Here is a 13,176-nt window from a genome sequence, read left to right as displayed (position 1 = left end):
AGTCATTGGTCATTAGCTCTTATACAAGGGACAAAGGACAAATGACAAAGGACTAATTTAGAAATCTAAACCAGCTTCGCGTGCTGCATCAGCGAGTGCTTTGACACGACCATGATATAAGTTACCACCGCGATCAAAGACTACTTTGGTGATGCCTTTTTCTAGCGATCGCACTGCAATCAATTTACCAACTTGTACCGATGCATCGCGGTTTGCACATGACGCTAAACTAGATTTCAACTCTGGTTCTACAGTCGATGCGGCCACGATGGTTTGATGTTGAGTATCATCAATTACCTGGGCATAAATATGCTCATTAGAACGAAATACCGATAAACGCGGACGTTCTGGGGAGCCAACAACTTTGCCACGAACGCGTCGATGACGACGGTTTTTTGATTCTCTACGAGTAAGTTTCATTTCTACTTCTTACCACCCTTACCAGTCTTACCAGCTTTCCGTCTGACTACTTCACCGGCATAGCGGATGCCTTTACCTTTGTAAGGTTCTGGTGGACGAACAGCACGAATTTTGGCGGCTGTGTTACCGACAATTTCTTTGTCATAGCCGCTAACAATAACGTTAGTGGTACCTTCTACGGCAAACTGAATTCCATCTGGTGGTTCAATTTGCACTTGATGGCTGTAACCCATATTTAAAATTAGGTTACGCCCTTGAATTTGCGCCCTATAACCAACGCCTTGAATTTCCAAACGGCGTTGAAAACCTTGGGAAACTCCCTCGACCATGTTGGCAACTAAAGTGCGGCTCAAGCCGTGCAATTGCTTCGATATCCGAGTTTCATCCCGACGATTGACGTGTAATATTTCTCCCTCTTGAGAGAGTGAGACATTATCTCTGAGAGTGCGAGAAAGTTCTCCTTTCGGGCCTTTCACCACAATATTCGTACCATCGATCGCCACTTGAACTTTGGCGGGAATAGTAATTGGACGTTTACCAATACGTGACATGACTTTTTGTCCTTTGTTATTTGTCCTTTGTCCTTTGTCTTTTGTCCTTTGTCTTTCACTAATGACAAATGACTAATGACCAATGATTACCAAACGTAACAAAGTACTTCGCCACCCAAGTTCTGACGCCGCGCTTCGCGGTCAGTCATAATGCCACTGGATGTAGAAATAATGGCAATGCCAATGCCGCCTAGTACCCTTGGTAATTCTTTTCGATTTGAATAAACACGCAAGCCAGGCTTACTCACTCGCTTTAAAGCGGTGATCAGAGGTTGACGGTTTTTTCCCTTGTATTTCAGGGAAATCACCAGATTGCGTTTTACCCCTTCTTCTGCTTCTTCGATTTCAGCAATAAAGCCTTCCTCCCGTAGCACTTTGGCAATGCTTCGGGTCAATTTTGTAGCTGGCACTTGTGTAGTTTGATGCCGCGCCAGGTTGGCATTGCGGATGCGCGTCAGCATATCTGCAATTGTGTCGTTAGCCGCCATCGTTCCCTCTATAGATGAACTTATTGATCGCGAAAAGGCATTCCTAATTCTTTAAGTAAGGCGCGTCCTTCTTCGTCGTTTGTTGCTGTGGTGATGATGGAAATATCCATCCCACGCACTTGATCGATGCTGTCGTATTCGACTTCTGGAAAAATTAGCTGTTCTCTCACACCTAGAGTGTAGTTACCGCGTCCGTCAAAGCTTTTGGGGCTAACGCCGCGAAAATCTCGAATTCTGGGTAGTGACAAGCTAACTAACCGATCGAAAAAGGCATACATCCGTTCGGCTCTGAGTGTCACCATGATCCCCACAGGCATCCCTTGACGAATCTTAAAGCCAGCGATCGCCTTTTTCGCCCGTGTCACCACTGGTTTTTGACCAGTTACTACGGCAATCTCGTTGATCGATGCCTCTAGTGACTTCGCATTTTGAGCTGCTTCACCCAAACCTCGGTTAATCGTAACCTTTACTAACTTCGGTACTTGATGAACGTTGGTATATTGAAACTGATTAATCAGTTTGGGGACGATCGTCTCTTGATATAAGGTTTTGAGTCTTGTTGTCGCCATAGTTTTTTGTCCTGATATCCCTGGGCTTGGTCAGGGAACTTTATTGTCTTTTGTTATCTGTCCTTTGTCTTTTGTTATTTGTGTTTTTACTAAATAACTAATGACTAATGACCAATGACTAATGACTATTTATCTAGAATTTCGCCAGTTTTCTTGAGTTTTCTCACCTTTTTGCCTTCTGAGGTAAAGGTGTAACCAACACGACTGGCAACGTTTTGCTTGGTGGAATAAAGCATCACATTGGAGCTATGAATCGGGAATTCTTGGGTAATAATTCGCCCCGATTCCCCTTCTTGCTGGGGTTTGACGTGCTTGGTCTTGATGTTGACACCTTTAACGATAACTTTACTCAGTTGGGGAAGTGCTTGGATAATTTCACCAACTTTTCCTTTGTCTTTACCAGCAATCACTTGTACAGTGTCGCCAGTTTTGACATGCATTTTGTGGAATACTTTGGGCGTACCCTGTTTGGTTGCCATTAAAGCACCTCCGGAGCCAGAGAAACAATTTTGGTGAAGTTTTTATCGCGCAGTTCCCGTGCAACTGGGCCAAAAACCCGTGTACCTCTGGGATTACCGTCTTTGTTGATGATTACAGCAGCGTTATCATCAAAGCGAATACTCATGCCACTGTCGCGATTTACAGCTTTCCGAGTCCGAACAATTACTGCTTCCACCACATCAGACTTTTTAACAGCCATGTTAGGCGTAGCATCTTTGACAACTGCGATAATTTTATCGCCAATAAAACCATAACGACGGTTGCCTCCGCCTAAGATGCGGATGCACATCAGTTTGCGGGCGCCGCTATTATCTGCGACATTCAGGTAAGTCTGGGGTTGAATCACAATTATTCTCTCTTGTAATGTTGTTAGTTTCTAACAACGATGAGGTTTAAGTAGGTTTGACGTTCAGGACTTCTGTGATTTTCCAGCGCTTGGTTTTACTCAGAGGTCTAGTTTCCTGAATGCGAACGCGATCGCCTACTTTACACTGATTTTCTTCGTCGTGAACTTTATATCGTTGGGTGTTAACCACAATCTTGCCGTACTTGGGGTGAGGAGCGCGGTTTTCTATGGCGACTACCACAGTTTTTTGCATTTTATCGCTCACTACCAAGCCAACTCGTTCTTTAACTGCCATAATCTCCTACTTTTTTTCTTCTTTAGCCGATTGACTTGCTGCCCGTTTGCGTTCTGTTTCTAGCGTCAGCAATTGAGCTAGGCGGTGGCGCAATTGTCGGAACTGATGGGGCTTTTCTAATTGTCTGGTGGCTTTTTGCAAGCGCAACTGAAATAGTTGTCTTTTGGTCGCGACAATTTCATCAGAAAGCTTCTCGTCGCTTAATTCTCTAGCTTCTGAAATTTTAGGAAGAGGCATAAGCTACTCCTGCTCCTGTGGTTGAGAGCGCACAATAAACTTAGTTTTGATGGGCAGTTTAAATGAAGCCAAACGCATCGCTTCACGAGCGATTTCTTCAGAAACTCCACCGATTTCAAACAAAATTCGTCCTGGCTTGACTACAGCTACCCAAAACTCTGGATTACCTTTACCGGAACCCATCCGGGTTTCAGCAGGACGCATGGTTACAGGTTTATCAGGGAAAATCCGAATCCAGATTTGTCCACCCCGACGGATATAACGAGTCATTGCCCGACGGGAAGCCTCGATTTGACGCGAGGTAATCCAAGCAGGTTCTTGAGCTTGGAGTGCAAAATCACCGAAGTTGAGGGTACTACCACGGCTGGCTAGTCCTTCCATCCGTCCCCGCTGTTGTTTGCGGAATTTAGTTCTTCTAGGGCTTAACATGGTTTGTCATTTGTCATTTGTCATTTGTCATTTGTCATTTGCCATTTACTAATGACTAATGACTAATGACGATTTATCCTTCGTTTGAGCGGTCTTCAAATTGCTGGCGACGACGTTGTTGTTGACGGCGACGGGGTTCGCGATCGCGATCGCGGGGTTCGCGATCGCGATCGCGGCGTGCAGGTGGTAGTGGATCTGGTTCCTGTCCAGGAATAATTTCTCCCTTAAACACCCATACTTTGATACCCAAAATGCCGTAAACAGTTTTTGCCGTGCAATAAGAGTAGTCAATGTCAGCCCGTAATGTATGTAAAGGTACTCTACCTTCACGAGTCCACTCTGTCCGGGCAATTTCTGCACCGTTGAGGCGACCGCTGACTTGGATTTTAATACCTTGGACACCAGCGCGTTGGGCACGTTGAATCGATTGCCGTACTACCCGCCGAAAGGAAACCCGACGTTCCAATTGTTGAGCAATGTATTCGGCAATTAGGTAGGCATCAGCATCAACTCGTTGAACTTCAACTACGTTAATCCGAATTTGACGATTACTACCCAACAATCCTTGGAGTCCGGTACGTAAAGATTCGATACCTTGTCCACCGCGACCCACTACTACCCCAGGTCTAGCTGTACGTACTTCTAAGTCGATTTGGTCAGCTTTGCGCTCAATCCGCACTTCGGAAATTCCGGCGTTATTTTGAGCCTGTCTACCCAGCTTTTGTTCTATGTATTGACGCAGTTTGTGATCTTCTTGGAGAAGTTCTGGATAGCGATCGGGAACAGCAAACCAACGGGATTGATGTTCATGCGTAATACCCAGGCGAAAACCAACTGGATGAATCTTTTGTCCCACAAATGCTTCCTCTAAAATTTCTTACTTTACGCAATTTATTGGGTAACGTGCTTATTTTTCTGGAGCAGCTGCAACAGCTACGGTAATATGACACGTCGGCTTGCGAATTTGGTAAGCTCGACCTTGCGCTCTTGGTTGGAAGCGCTTCAACGGCGGCCCTTGATCGGCATAAGCCTGAGTAATTACAAGTTGAGTCCGATCTAACCCAGCGTTGTGTTCGGCATTGGCAGCAGCGCTTCTAAGAACCTTCAATATGGGTTCAGTGGCGCGATAGGGCATGAATTCCAGGATGATTAACGCTTCTCGGTAAGATCGCCCGCGGATTTGATCGAGTACCCGACGCACCTTGTAAGCCGAGATGCGGATAAAACGAGCGATCGCTTTTACTTCAGTAGTATTAGTAGCCATAATTTTCTCCAATTTTGTCCTTCGTCTTTCGTCCTTTATCCTTGGTCTTTTGTCGAAAGCTAATAACTAATGACAAATGACTAATGACAAATGACCAATGACTAACAACTACCTACCTGCTTTTTTGTCGCTTTTTCCATGACCCCTGTAGGTGCGTGTCGGGGCAAATTCACCCAACTTATGACCTACCATCTGTTCATTTACAAAAACGGGAACGTGTTGGCGTCCGTTGTGAACAGCTATGGTATGGCCTACCATTAGAGGCAAAATTGTCGAAGCTCGTGACCAAGTTTTAATAACTTCTTTTCTGTTGTTGTCGTTGAGCTTTTCAATTTTTTTTAGGAGATGATCCGCAACAAAAGGACCTTTTTTTAGAGAACGACCCATAGTTCAATTTTGGATTTAGGATTTAAGAATTAGGAGTGAGGAGTTAGGAGTGAGAGTTAATAAGTTTAGATTCAACTCATAACTCATAACTCATAACTTTTAACTCTTTAAGATTCACGACCACCGCGACCGCGTTTAGAAGACTTACGACGACGACGCACAATCAACTTGCTGCTAAGTTTCTTGCGATTGCGTGTTTTCGCACCCAATGTGGGTTTACCCCAAGGTGTAACAGGCCCCGATCTACCGATAGGCGCTCTACCTTCACCACCACCATGTGGGTGATCCACTGGGTTCATGACGCTACCTCTAACCTTAGGACGGCGACCTTTCCAGCGATTTCGTCCGGCTTTACCTGCACTTAGGTTTCTCGCGTCGGTGTTGCCTACTTGCCCAATGGTGGCGTAGGACTCGCGTCGAATCAAGCGGACTTCTCCTGAAGGCAACTTGAGAGTTACATAATTACCTTCTTTTGCCACAACTTGAGCGCTAGCACCAGCAGCACGCACAATTTGACCACCTTTACCAGGGGTCAGTTCTACGTTGTGAACACTAGTACCCAAGGGAATCTTCGAGAGCGGTAAAGCATTTCCATCTTCAAAGGGAGCTTCTGGGCCAGAAATAATTATTGTTCCAACTTTCAACCCATTGGGGTGAAGGATGTACCGTTTTTCGCCGTCTTGGTAATACAAAAGGGCAATTCTGGCGTTACGGTTAGGATCGTATTCAATTGCTGCGACTTTTGCCGGAATATTATGTTTATCCCTTTTAAAATCGATGATCCGATAAAGCTGTTTGTGTCCGCCACCCCGACGACGGCTAGTAATCCGCCCGTGATTATTCCGACCTTTGGCGCGATGCTTCGAGGTAGTTAAGGATTTTTCTGGTTCGCTTCTGGTAATTTCCGCAAAGTCAGAGATTGTAACTTGGCGAGTGCTGGGGGTATAAGGGCGATAAGAACGAGTACCCATAATCTATTTTGGATTTTGGATTTTGGATTTACTTAATTTTGGATTTTGAACTTTGGATTTTGAATTTAATGAGTGTTTAACTAATTGCCACCATTTTCGGTACTTATTCAGGTAAACTCCTCAATCTAAAATCTAAAATCTAAAATCTAAAATTTTTAGACTTCTGGGAATAGAACTTGTCTAATCTTGTCTTCATCCCCAGGTGCGACAGTGACGATCGCTCGCTTATATTGGGGTTTATAACCAATAAATTTACCAACGCGCCGCTTTTTGCGCGGTGGTAGAGTGGTGTTGACTTTTACAACCTTGACCTGAAACAAGTCTTCGATCGCAGCCTTGATTTCTGGCTTAGATGCCTTTGGAATTACTTCAAAGGTGTACTTGTTTTGCTCCATTAAGATGGTCGCTTTCTCGGTGACGATTGGGCGACGTACTAAGTCGGCAAGGTCGCGGGGGTCAAAGCTAGGCACTGTAGACCTCCTGAATTTTTTCTAGGGCTGATGCCGTAACTACAATTTTGTCAGCGTGCAGTAAATCAAAAACATTTAGCTGGTTGGCTGCAATTAGTTTTAAATTTTCAATGTTGCGGGCTGATAAATAAACGTTATCTGTATCCGCAATTTCAGACAAAATTAACAGTGCCTTGCTTTCTGGTACTACTCCCCAACGGGCAAGCGCTGCTACTAATTCTTTAGTTTTGGGGCGAGATAGCTCGGTGCTAAATTCTTCTACTACGATCAAGTCGTCAATGCGACCGACAAATGCTGTCCGCAGTGCTAAACGCCGTTCTTTGCGGTTCAACTTCAGGTCGAAGTCTCTGGGCTTTGGCCCAAAGATCACACCACCACCACGCCACAATGGCGAACGAATAGACCCTGCACGAGCGCGACCTGTACCTTTTTGCCGCCAAGGTTTACGACCGCCACCCCTGACTTCCGCACGAGTTTTTGTGCTGGCATTTCCTTGACGAGCATTGGTCAATTGCCGTACTAAGGCGCGGTGTACAATATGAGACGCTGTTTCTTCTTTGGCAGTGCGCAACTCGAAGGTCGTCTCGCCGACCTGTTCTCCTTGCCAATTTTTAACTACGCTTTCAACCATTTTTGTTATTTGTCCTTTGTCATTTGTCATTTGGCATTTGTCTTTTGTCCTTAGCCAATGACTTTTGACTAATGACTACTGACTAATGACTTTTGACTATCCCACTATTTTTGCCGGCACAACACTTACTAGAGCGCCTGGTTTACCAGGAATAGCTCCTTTAATTAGCAATAAGTTGCGTTCTGGATCGACTCGCACTATGGTCAGTTTGCGGATTGTAATACGTTTTCCACCTAAACGACCTGCCATCCGCTTACCTGGATAGACACGACCGGGTGTTGTACCAGCACCAATTGAACCGGGTGCTCTGTGGTTTTTGGAACCGTGTGACATGGGCCCACGAGCAAAGTTGTTGCGCTTCTGGTTTCCCGCAAAGCCGCGACCGATGCTTGTACCGACGACATCGACAATTTGACCTGCGCTAAAAATATCTGCTTTAATCTGTTGACCTAAAGCATAATCACTAGAGCTATCGGTGTGATATTCATTTAAGTGACGCAATGCTGGCGCAGATGATTTAGCCAAATGGCCCAGTAGTGGTCTATTTAGTGCCTTGGGTTTGACTTCGCCATAACCAACTTGAATGGCAAAGTAACCATCGGTTTCTTTCGTTTTAACTTGTGTAACGGTGCATGGCCCTGCTTGAATGACAGTTACAGGAATAGACACTCCTGCTTCGTCAAATATTTGGGTCATGCCCAGCTTGGTGCCGAGAATACCTACAGACACAGTAACTGGTTCTCCTTCTACTTGCTGACCTTGGAATTGGACTCTAGAGGACACGCTTTGTACGCATCAGTTTAGGCTGGGTTAGCCTGCGAAATTTGGAATGGTTTCAATAAACCGTTCCAAATGCTTTTGGACACAACAAACAGTGTCCTTACTGCTTGGTGAATCTGTTTAGCTTCACTCACTAGATCGCTAGAACAGCCACAAGTCTCTTCCCGTTGGGAAGGAGTAACTTCTGGAATCAATGCAAGGCGCTACAGCTTTAAGCTGCGTGCAGCAATGCTTTTGTCCAAGCAATTGCTCTGGCACTTTCTGGAGGCAGCGCTGTCGGCAGGTTTTCCGATTTGTACGCGCCCGAAGGCGGCTTCTTGGAGATTGGCTACTGCCGTGTTGCAGTTGGACTTAAGCGGTTATTACCGCCCAGTATCCGTTAACTGAGACTGACGTAATGCCATGAAACCAACATTGCTGCTCAGTTTTTACTTCCTTAAACACCTTAAACTATTGTTTAAGCTTTTGCCTGCTTTTTTTGAGGCACAGGAGTAAACGTACCTTGGAGCTTAGGATTAACTTTAGTTATTCTTCCATAAGCTCTAATGTTGACCTGAAAGCTTTCTTAGTTTACCAGTCTACGATCGCTCTGAGCTAGATTATCCAATTTGGATTAAATCATCAGTTTTTGATGCTAGCACCACCTCAGAATGACAGTAAAAAGTTAACCTAATTTGCGTTTTTGGTCACAATCTAATAATATAAATTATTTATTTATGTTTGTCCAGTAATTTATAGAGTTATTTTTAGGGAGTAGGGAAAAAGCAAGGGAGCAGGGGGCAGGGGGCAGGGAGCAAGGGAGCAAGGGAGCAAGGGAGCAGGGGAGCAGGGGAGAATAATTAATCCCCAATGCCCAATGCCCAATGCCCAATACCCAAAAAAATTGCTTTTAATCTATCGGTTCAGGGTAAATAATAGAAATATCTAAGTGGGATAAGACGAAAATCTATGGCACTAATTACCACTGGCAATGGTTTAATCCGCGATCTGGAAAAGTTTGGCGCTTTGGGAGTGTATGTACCTCTAGAAGGAGGTTATGAAGGTCGATATCAGCGCCGACTACGGGCAGCTGGCTATACTACCCTCCACATTACTGCTAAAGGACTGGGTGATTTAGCTGCGTATCTCACAAGAATTCATGGAGTCAGACCTCCTCATCTTGGAAAAAAAAGCACTGGTAGCGGTGCCGCAGTGGGTCATGTGTACTATTTACCCCCAATTCTCAATTCTCATCTAGAACAGCTACCACCAAAATCAAAGGGGCTGGTCTTATGGATTATTGAAGGGCATATTCTTTCCAATGAGGAACTTGAGTATTTGACGAATTTTCCTCAACTAGAACCACGAGTGAGAGTAATCATTGAAAGGGGTGGCGATCGCTCTTTCCGTTGGACTTCTCTGGAAAAAACTCTGTTAGCTAGTTAGTCCTTTGTCATTAGTCATTAATCATTTGCTCATAACTAATGACTAATGACTCAATTCAATCAGCAACGATCGTTAGCTAATAAGTTTTTTCGTAACTCCACGCAATCGGATTAACACTGGCTTTGCCCAATTTCCACCAAGCAAATCGTGCAGCAGAATATAAAAACAGGGGATGATAAATAATGTCAGCATTGTTGCGATCGCCATCCCAAAGAAAACTACAATCCCTAAAGGCTGCAAAAATTCAGAACCTTCACCAATGCCCAATGCCAAAGGAAACAGTCCCAAGATAGTAGTGACTGTAGTCATGATAATTGGGCGCAAACGTTGAGGAGCAGCTTTTAGGATTGCAATTTGGCGAGTACAACCAACTTCTTCCCGAATTTGATTCGCCAGTTCCACCATCAGAATCCCCGCGTTCACCACAATTCCCACTAGCAGGACGACACCAACAATTACAGTTGCGCCAATTGCAGTTTGGGTAATGTAAAGTCCAAAAATTCCTCCAGCTAACGCTAGTGGTACGGTGAACATAATTACCAATGGGTCAATTAGCGAATTGTATTGTACCGCCATGACTACAAAGATTAAGAACGTTGCCAACGCCCCCAAAGTTTTTAAAGCATCCTGAAGTTGCTGATTAGTTTCTTGGGCAGAACTAGGCACAATGGAAACACCATCAGGTAAGTCTACATCTTTGAGTACCTGATTAACTTCTGCGATCGCTTCACCAAGACTAGCTCCCTCGCTGAGATTTCCGGCGACAATAAAAGCTTGGCGCTGATTAATCCGTTGCACCTCACCAGGCGCTTGACCTTCTTGAATGTTCGCAACATCAAAAAGCCGGATTAGTTGATTGTTTTCTGTAAATAGCGGTAATTGTTCTAGCTGGGAAGGACGTTGAATGGCTTCTTTATTTAGCTGCACCCGCACATCAACTAAACGATTACCGCGTTGAATTTGCGTGGGAACTGAACCTTCAATTGCTGTTTGAACTGTTGCACCAATTTGCCCAGCGCTCAACCCTAAAGCTGAAACCCTTTCCCAGTCGGGGCGAATTTGGATTTCCGGTTGTCGGGGGTCGGCATCTGGTCGGAATGTTGCTAATTTTGCTCTTTCTTGCAATGCTTGCAGCACTTGGGCCCCGGCTTGCGTTAAGTTTTCTTCGTTCTCACCTTGCAGAACCACGTCAACTTCTGACCCTTGCACTGGAGAATTACTCAAGATTAAACCCCGTACCTGACCAGGATTGAGGCGTAGCAGAATTCCTGCTAAGTTGAGTTTGTTAAATTCTGGAGTTACTTTTTTGACGAAAGCTTCAACATCTGTGCCTGGTTTCAGATTGATGGTACTACTGGCACGTAAAGGATTTTCTGTAGTATTGTTACCAAATAAATTACCACCCACAGTTGTAAAAGCAGACTCGGTTTCTGGTTGTTTGAGCAAAATGTCATCGACAATTTGCATAACTTTTTGAGAAGTTACTAAAGGTGTACCGGGAGGAAACTGCGCTCTCAAGGTAGCTTGTCCGGTACTGATGCGGGGTAAAATTTCTTGGGGAATTTGACCAAACATGAAAAAGCTACTGCCGCCTAAAATTACTAAAGCAGCAGTTACTACGAAAAACCGATAGCGTAAGACCTTGGTTAAGAAGTTACTGTATCCCCGCGTTGCATCTTCAAATCGCTGATTAAACTGTCTAAGCAGCCAAAATTCACTAATCCGACTAGACCAGCGAATTCCTAAAAGTCGAGAAGACAGCATCGGTACTACTGTAATGGCGACAACCAGAGATGCTGCGACTGCAAAGCTAATTGTTAAAATCAGTTCATTAAATAGCAGTGCAATAAAGCCGCCAATTAATAAGAATGGCACTACAGAAACTAAGTTGGCACCTGTAGCAGCAACTAAAGCAGATTCTACTTCTTGGGAAGCATTAATGGCAGTGTCAATAAAGAATTTGGAATTTCTCCCTTTCTTTTCTGCTCCTCTGCTCCCCTGCTCCCCTGCCTCCATCTCCCTCTGATTGGGAGTCATCCCCGCTTTTTCGGAAATGTTCTCCAAAATCACAACCGATGTATCAATTGCTTGACCGACTCCTAATGTCAGACCTGCCAAACTAAAAACATTCAAGGTTAAACCAAATATTCTCATTAAAGCGATCGCCGCCAGAGTACACAGCGGAATCGTCAAACTGATAATGAATGTTTGCCTGAACGATCCTAAAAATAACAACACAGCTGCTGCTGCTAACAATGCCCCAGAAATCCCCGAAAAGATGACATCATTTAAAGAATTGCGGATAAAGACAGATTCATCTGTGGTCGGACTCAAAGTCATGTCTGCTGGAATTAAACCCGATTGTCGTAATTGTTCAATTCGCCGCTTAACGGCATCTACAACTGCGATCGTGTTAGCTTCAGGCTGCTTTTGGACTGAAAATTTCACCGCAGGCTGACGATTCAGATAAACAAAAACTCGCTGTTCTTCTGTATCATCAATTACTTCTGCAAAGTCTCGCAAGTAGACGCGGCGGGAAGGTGTAGGGGAAGTAGTGGAAGCAGGGGAAGCAGGGGAGGCAGAGGAGGCAGGGGAGGAAACTTCTAAGGAAAGGTTTTCAATTTCCTTAGCATTTTGAAAGCGTCCGACAGTCCGAGTTAATGGCTCGGAATTTTGCCCCAGAATCCGACCGCCAGAAGTGTCTTGGTTACGGGCTGTTAATTCATCTAAGACATCATTTAACCCGACACCCAAAGCTTGCAATCGGTTTAAGTCAACAAGCACTCGTACTTCTTCTTCTGCACCGCCGGATACGTCAACAGAAGCGACTCCTGGTACTACACTGAGTTCACGCGTTAACTCTTCATCAGCAAATACGCGTAAATCTTTCCCTGGTAACGAGGCAGATGTCAGCGCCAATTCATAAACCGGCAATTGAGAAGGATCGACTTTGAATAAGCGCGGCTCCTCTATTGTATCTGGTAGTTGTCCTCGATTTCGGTTAAAAGCAGCAGTAGCATCGTTTAAAGCTTGGTCAATATCGCCCCCTGGTTGGAAGTATAAATCGAGGCTGACTTGTCCTTCACGGGTGCGGGAAAAAACTTGCACTACATTCTCAGTTGCCCTTAAAGCTTCTTCTAAGGGTCTGGTGATTTCATCTACTGCTACTTCTGGTGAAATACCAGGAGCTTCTAGCCGCACCCCAATTCGGGGATAGGTAATTGATGGTAGGAGATCGACTTGGATCGTTGTGAGAAAAAATACCCCAATGACAATTACTGCCACGGTGAGCATGAGTGTGCCAATGTGTTGGCGGATAGCGATCGCACTCAGGCTAAATCCGCTATTGCCACTATTATTATTTGCCTGTTGCATGATACTAAGTGATAAGTGCTAAGTGCTGACTACTGAG

18 protein-coding genes are annotated in these 13,176 nt (G+C 44.8%); 1 reads left to right on the top strand and 17 read right to left on the bottom strand.

Annotation, left to right across the window (positions count from 1 at the left end; all coding sequences use genetic code 11):
• Positions 1–57: 57 nt before the first annotated feature.
• The 16 genes from rplR to rplC form a co-directional block, all read right to left on the bottom strand.
• Positions 58–420, bottom strand: a complete 363-nt coding sequence (gene rplR, locus RMY32_RS16335; protein WP_322679497.1) for a 50S ribosomal protein L18 — start codon at positions 418–420, stop codon at positions 58–60.
• Between the two features lie 2 nt (positions 421–422).
• A complete protein-coding gene (gene rplF, locus RMY32_RS16330) occupies positions 423–971 on the bottom strand; it encodes a 50S ribosomal protein L6 (protein WP_322704297.1) in 549 nt (182 codons plus the stop codon).
• Between the two features lie 86 nt (positions 972–1,057).
• Entirely contained in the window at positions 1,058–1,459 is a 402-nt protein-coding gene (gene rpsH / locus RMY32_RS16325) for a 30S ribosomal protein S8 (RefSeq protein ID WP_094349096.1), read from the bottom strand.
• A 20-nt stretch (positions 1,460–1,479) separates the two neighbouring features.
• Positions 1,480–2,028, bottom strand: a complete 549-nt coding sequence (gene rplE, locus RMY32_RS16320; protein ID WP_322684763.1) for a 50S ribosomal protein L5 — start codon at positions 2,026–2,028, stop codon at positions 1,480–1,482.
• A 125-nt stretch (positions 2,029–2,153) separates the two neighbouring features.
• Positions 2,154–2,507 carry a 50S ribosomal protein L24 gene (gene rplX / locus RMY32_RS16315; protein WP_292729115.1) on the bottom strand — a complete coding sequence of 118 codons (354 nt, stop codon included), beginning with the start codon at positions 2,505–2,507 and terminating at the stop codon, positions 2,154–2,156.
• Positions 2,507–2,875, bottom strand: a complete 369-nt coding sequence (gene rplN, locus RMY32_RS16310; RefSeq protein WP_099101129.1) for a 50S ribosomal protein L14 — start codon at positions 2,873–2,875, stop codon at positions 2,507–2,509. The genes rplX and rplN overlap by 1 nt, the downstream gene beginning before the upstream one ends.
• Before the next feature lie 46 nt (positions 2,876–2,921).
• Entirely contained in the window at positions 2,922–3,170 is a 249-nt protein-coding gene (rpsQ, locus tag RMY32_RS16305; RefSeq protein ID WP_094349093.1) for a 30S ribosomal protein S17, read from the bottom strand.
• Positions 3,171–3,176: 6 nt separating this feature from the next.
• On the bottom strand, positions 3,177–3,407 hold the full coding sequence (gene rpmC / locus RMY32_RS16300; RefSeq protein ID WP_322679494.1) for a 50S ribosomal protein L29: 231 nt from the start codon (positions 3,405–3,407) through the stop codon (positions 3,177–3,179).
• Positions 3,408–3,410: 3 nt separating this feature from the next.
• The gene (rplP, locus tag RMY32_RS16295) at positions 3,411–3,836 is read right to left on the bottom strand and encodes a 50S ribosomal protein L16 (protein ID WP_069070775.1); all 426 of its coding nucleotides are present in this window, start codon (positions 3,834–3,836) and stop codon (positions 3,411–3,413) included.
• A gap of 73 nt (positions 3,837–3,909) precedes the next feature.
• On the bottom strand, positions 3,910–4,692 hold the full coding sequence (gene rpsC, locus RMY32_RS16290; RefSeq protein ID WP_322712568.1) for a 30S ribosomal protein S3: 783 nt from the start codon (positions 4,690–4,692) through the stop codon (positions 3,910–3,912).
• 51 nt (positions 4,693–4,743) lie between these two features.
• Entirely contained in the window at positions 4,744–5,100 is a 357-nt protein-coding gene (rplV, locus tag RMY32_RS16285; RefSeq protein ID WP_069070777.1) for a 50S ribosomal protein L22, read from the bottom strand.
• Positions 5,101–5,208: 108 nt separating this feature from the next.
• Positions 5,209–5,487 carry a 30S ribosomal protein S19 gene (rpsS, locus tag RMY32_RS16280; protein ID WP_012410721.1) on the bottom strand — a complete coding sequence of 93 codons (279 nt, stop codon included), beginning with the start codon at positions 5,485–5,487 and terminating at the stop codon, positions 5,209–5,211.
• A 107-nt stretch (positions 5,488–5,594) separates the two neighbouring features.
• Positions 5,595–6,458: a 50S ribosomal protein L2 gene (gene rplB, locus RMY32_RS16275; protein ID WP_322672226.1), complete on the bottom strand. Its 864-nt coding sequence runs from the start codon at positions 6,456–6,458 to the stop codon at positions 5,595–5,597.
• Positions 6,459–6,613: 155 nt separating this feature from the next.
• Positions 6,614–6,928 carry a 50S ribosomal protein L23 gene (locus RMY32_RS16270; protein ID WP_069070779.1) on the bottom strand — a complete coding sequence of 105 codons (315 nt, stop codon included), beginning with the start codon at positions 6,926–6,928 and terminating at the stop codon, positions 6,614–6,616.
• The gene (gene rplD / locus RMY32_RS16265; protein ID WP_322694265.1) at positions 6,921–7,559 is read right to left on the bottom strand and encodes a 50S ribosomal protein L4; all 639 of its coding nucleotides are present in this window, start codon (positions 7,557–7,559) and stop codon (positions 6,921–6,923) included. Before rplD ends, RMY32_RS16270 begins: the two co-directional genes overlap by 8 nt.
• Positions 7,560–7,655: 96 nt before the next feature.
• A complete protein-coding gene (gene rplC, locus RMY32_RS16260) occupies positions 7,656–8,288 on the bottom strand; it encodes a 50S ribosomal protein L3 (RefSeq protein WP_322712578.1) in 633 nt (210 codons plus the stop codon).
• A gap of 999 nt (positions 8,289–9,287) precedes the next feature.
• On the opposite strand from rplC, the gene RMY32_RS16255 reads away from it, so the two are divergent.
• Positions 9,288–9,764: an NAD(P)H-quinone oxidoreductase subunit N gene (locus RMY32_RS16255; RefSeq protein WP_322712567.1), complete on the top strand. Its 477-nt coding sequence runs from the start codon at positions 9,288–9,290 to the stop codon at positions 9,762–9,764.
• A gap of 72 nt (positions 9,765–9,836) precedes the next feature.
• Here RMY32_RS16255 and RMY32_RS16250 read toward each other — a convergent pair whose 3' ends face one another.
• Positions 9,837–13,139, bottom strand: a complete 3,303-nt coding sequence (locus RMY32_RS16250; protein ID WP_322712566.1) for an efflux RND transporter permease subunit — start codon at positions 13,137–13,139, stop codon at positions 9,837–9,839.
• Between the last annotated feature and the right edge of the window lie 37 nt (positions 13,140–13,176).

It is taken from the genome of Nostoc sp. ChiSLP03a (assembly GCF_034531215.2).
In the GTDB taxonomy this organism is placed as follows: domain Bacteria; phylum Cyanobacteriota; class Cyanobacteriia; order Cyanobacteriales; family Nostocaceae; genus Nostoc.
Note: the sequence above shows the minus strand (reverse complement) of the source record. Positions and strands in the feature narration are given on the sequence as shown.

What these genes read in the sequence shown, in the direction of transcription:
- rpmC (WP_322679494.1), bottom strand. Translation starts at nt 3,407, where the DNA reads ATGCCTCTTCCTAAAATTTCAGAAGCTAGAGAATTAAGCGACGAGAAG.
- rplX (WP_292729115.1), bottom strand. Translation starts at nt 2,507, where the DNA reads ATGGCAACCAAACAGGGTACGCCCAAAGTATTCCACAAAATGCATGTC.
- rplR (WP_322679497.1), bottom strand. Translation starts at nt 420, where the DNA reads ATGAAACTTACTCGTAGAGAATCAAAAAACCGTCGTCATCGACGCGTT.
- rpsS (WP_012410721.1), bottom strand. Translation starts at nt 5,487, where the DNA reads ATGGGTCGTTCTCTAAAAAAAGGTCCTTTTGTTGCGGATCATCTCCTA.
- rpsH (WP_094349096.1), bottom strand. Translation starts at nt 1,459, where the DNA reads ATGGCGGCTAACGACACAATTGCAGATATGCTGACGCGCATCCGCAAT.
- rplP (WP_069070775.1), bottom strand. Translation starts at nt 3,836, where the DNA reads ATGTTAAGCCCTAGAAGAACTAAATTCCGCAAACAACAGCGGGGACGG.
- rplB (WP_322672226.1), bottom strand. Translation starts at nt 6,458, where the DNA reads ATGGGTACTCGTTCTTATCGCCCTTATACCCCCAGCACTCGCCAAGTT.
- rplD (WP_322694265.1), bottom strand. Translation starts at nt 7,559, where the DNA reads ATGGTTGAAAGCGTAGTTAAAAATTGGCAAGGAGAACAGGTCGGCGAG.
- rplV (WP_069070777.1), bottom strand. Translation starts at nt 5,100, where the DNA reads ATGGCTACTAATACTACTGAAGTAAAAGCGATCGCTCGTTTTATCCGC.
- rplE (WP_322684763.1), bottom strand. Translation starts at nt 2,028, where the DNA reads ATGGCGACAACAAGACTCAAAACCTTATATCAAGAGACGATCGTCCCC.
- RMY32_RS16250 (WP_322712566.1), bottom strand. Translation starts at nt 13,139, where the DNA reads ATGCAACAGGCAAATAATAATAGTGGCAATAGCGGATTTAGCCTGAGT.
- rplF (WP_322704297.1), bottom strand. Translation starts at nt 971, where the DNA reads ATGTCACGTATTGGTAAACGTCCAATTACTATTCCCGCCAAAGTTCAA.
- RMY32_RS16255 (WP_322712567.1), top strand. Translation starts at nt 9,288, where the DNA reads ATGGCACTAATTACCACTGGCAATGGTTTAATCCGCGATCTGGAAAAG.
- rpsQ (WP_094349093.1), bottom strand. Translation starts at nt 3,170, where the DNA reads ATGGCAGTTAAAGAACGAGTTGGCTTGGTAGTGAGCGATAAAATGCAA.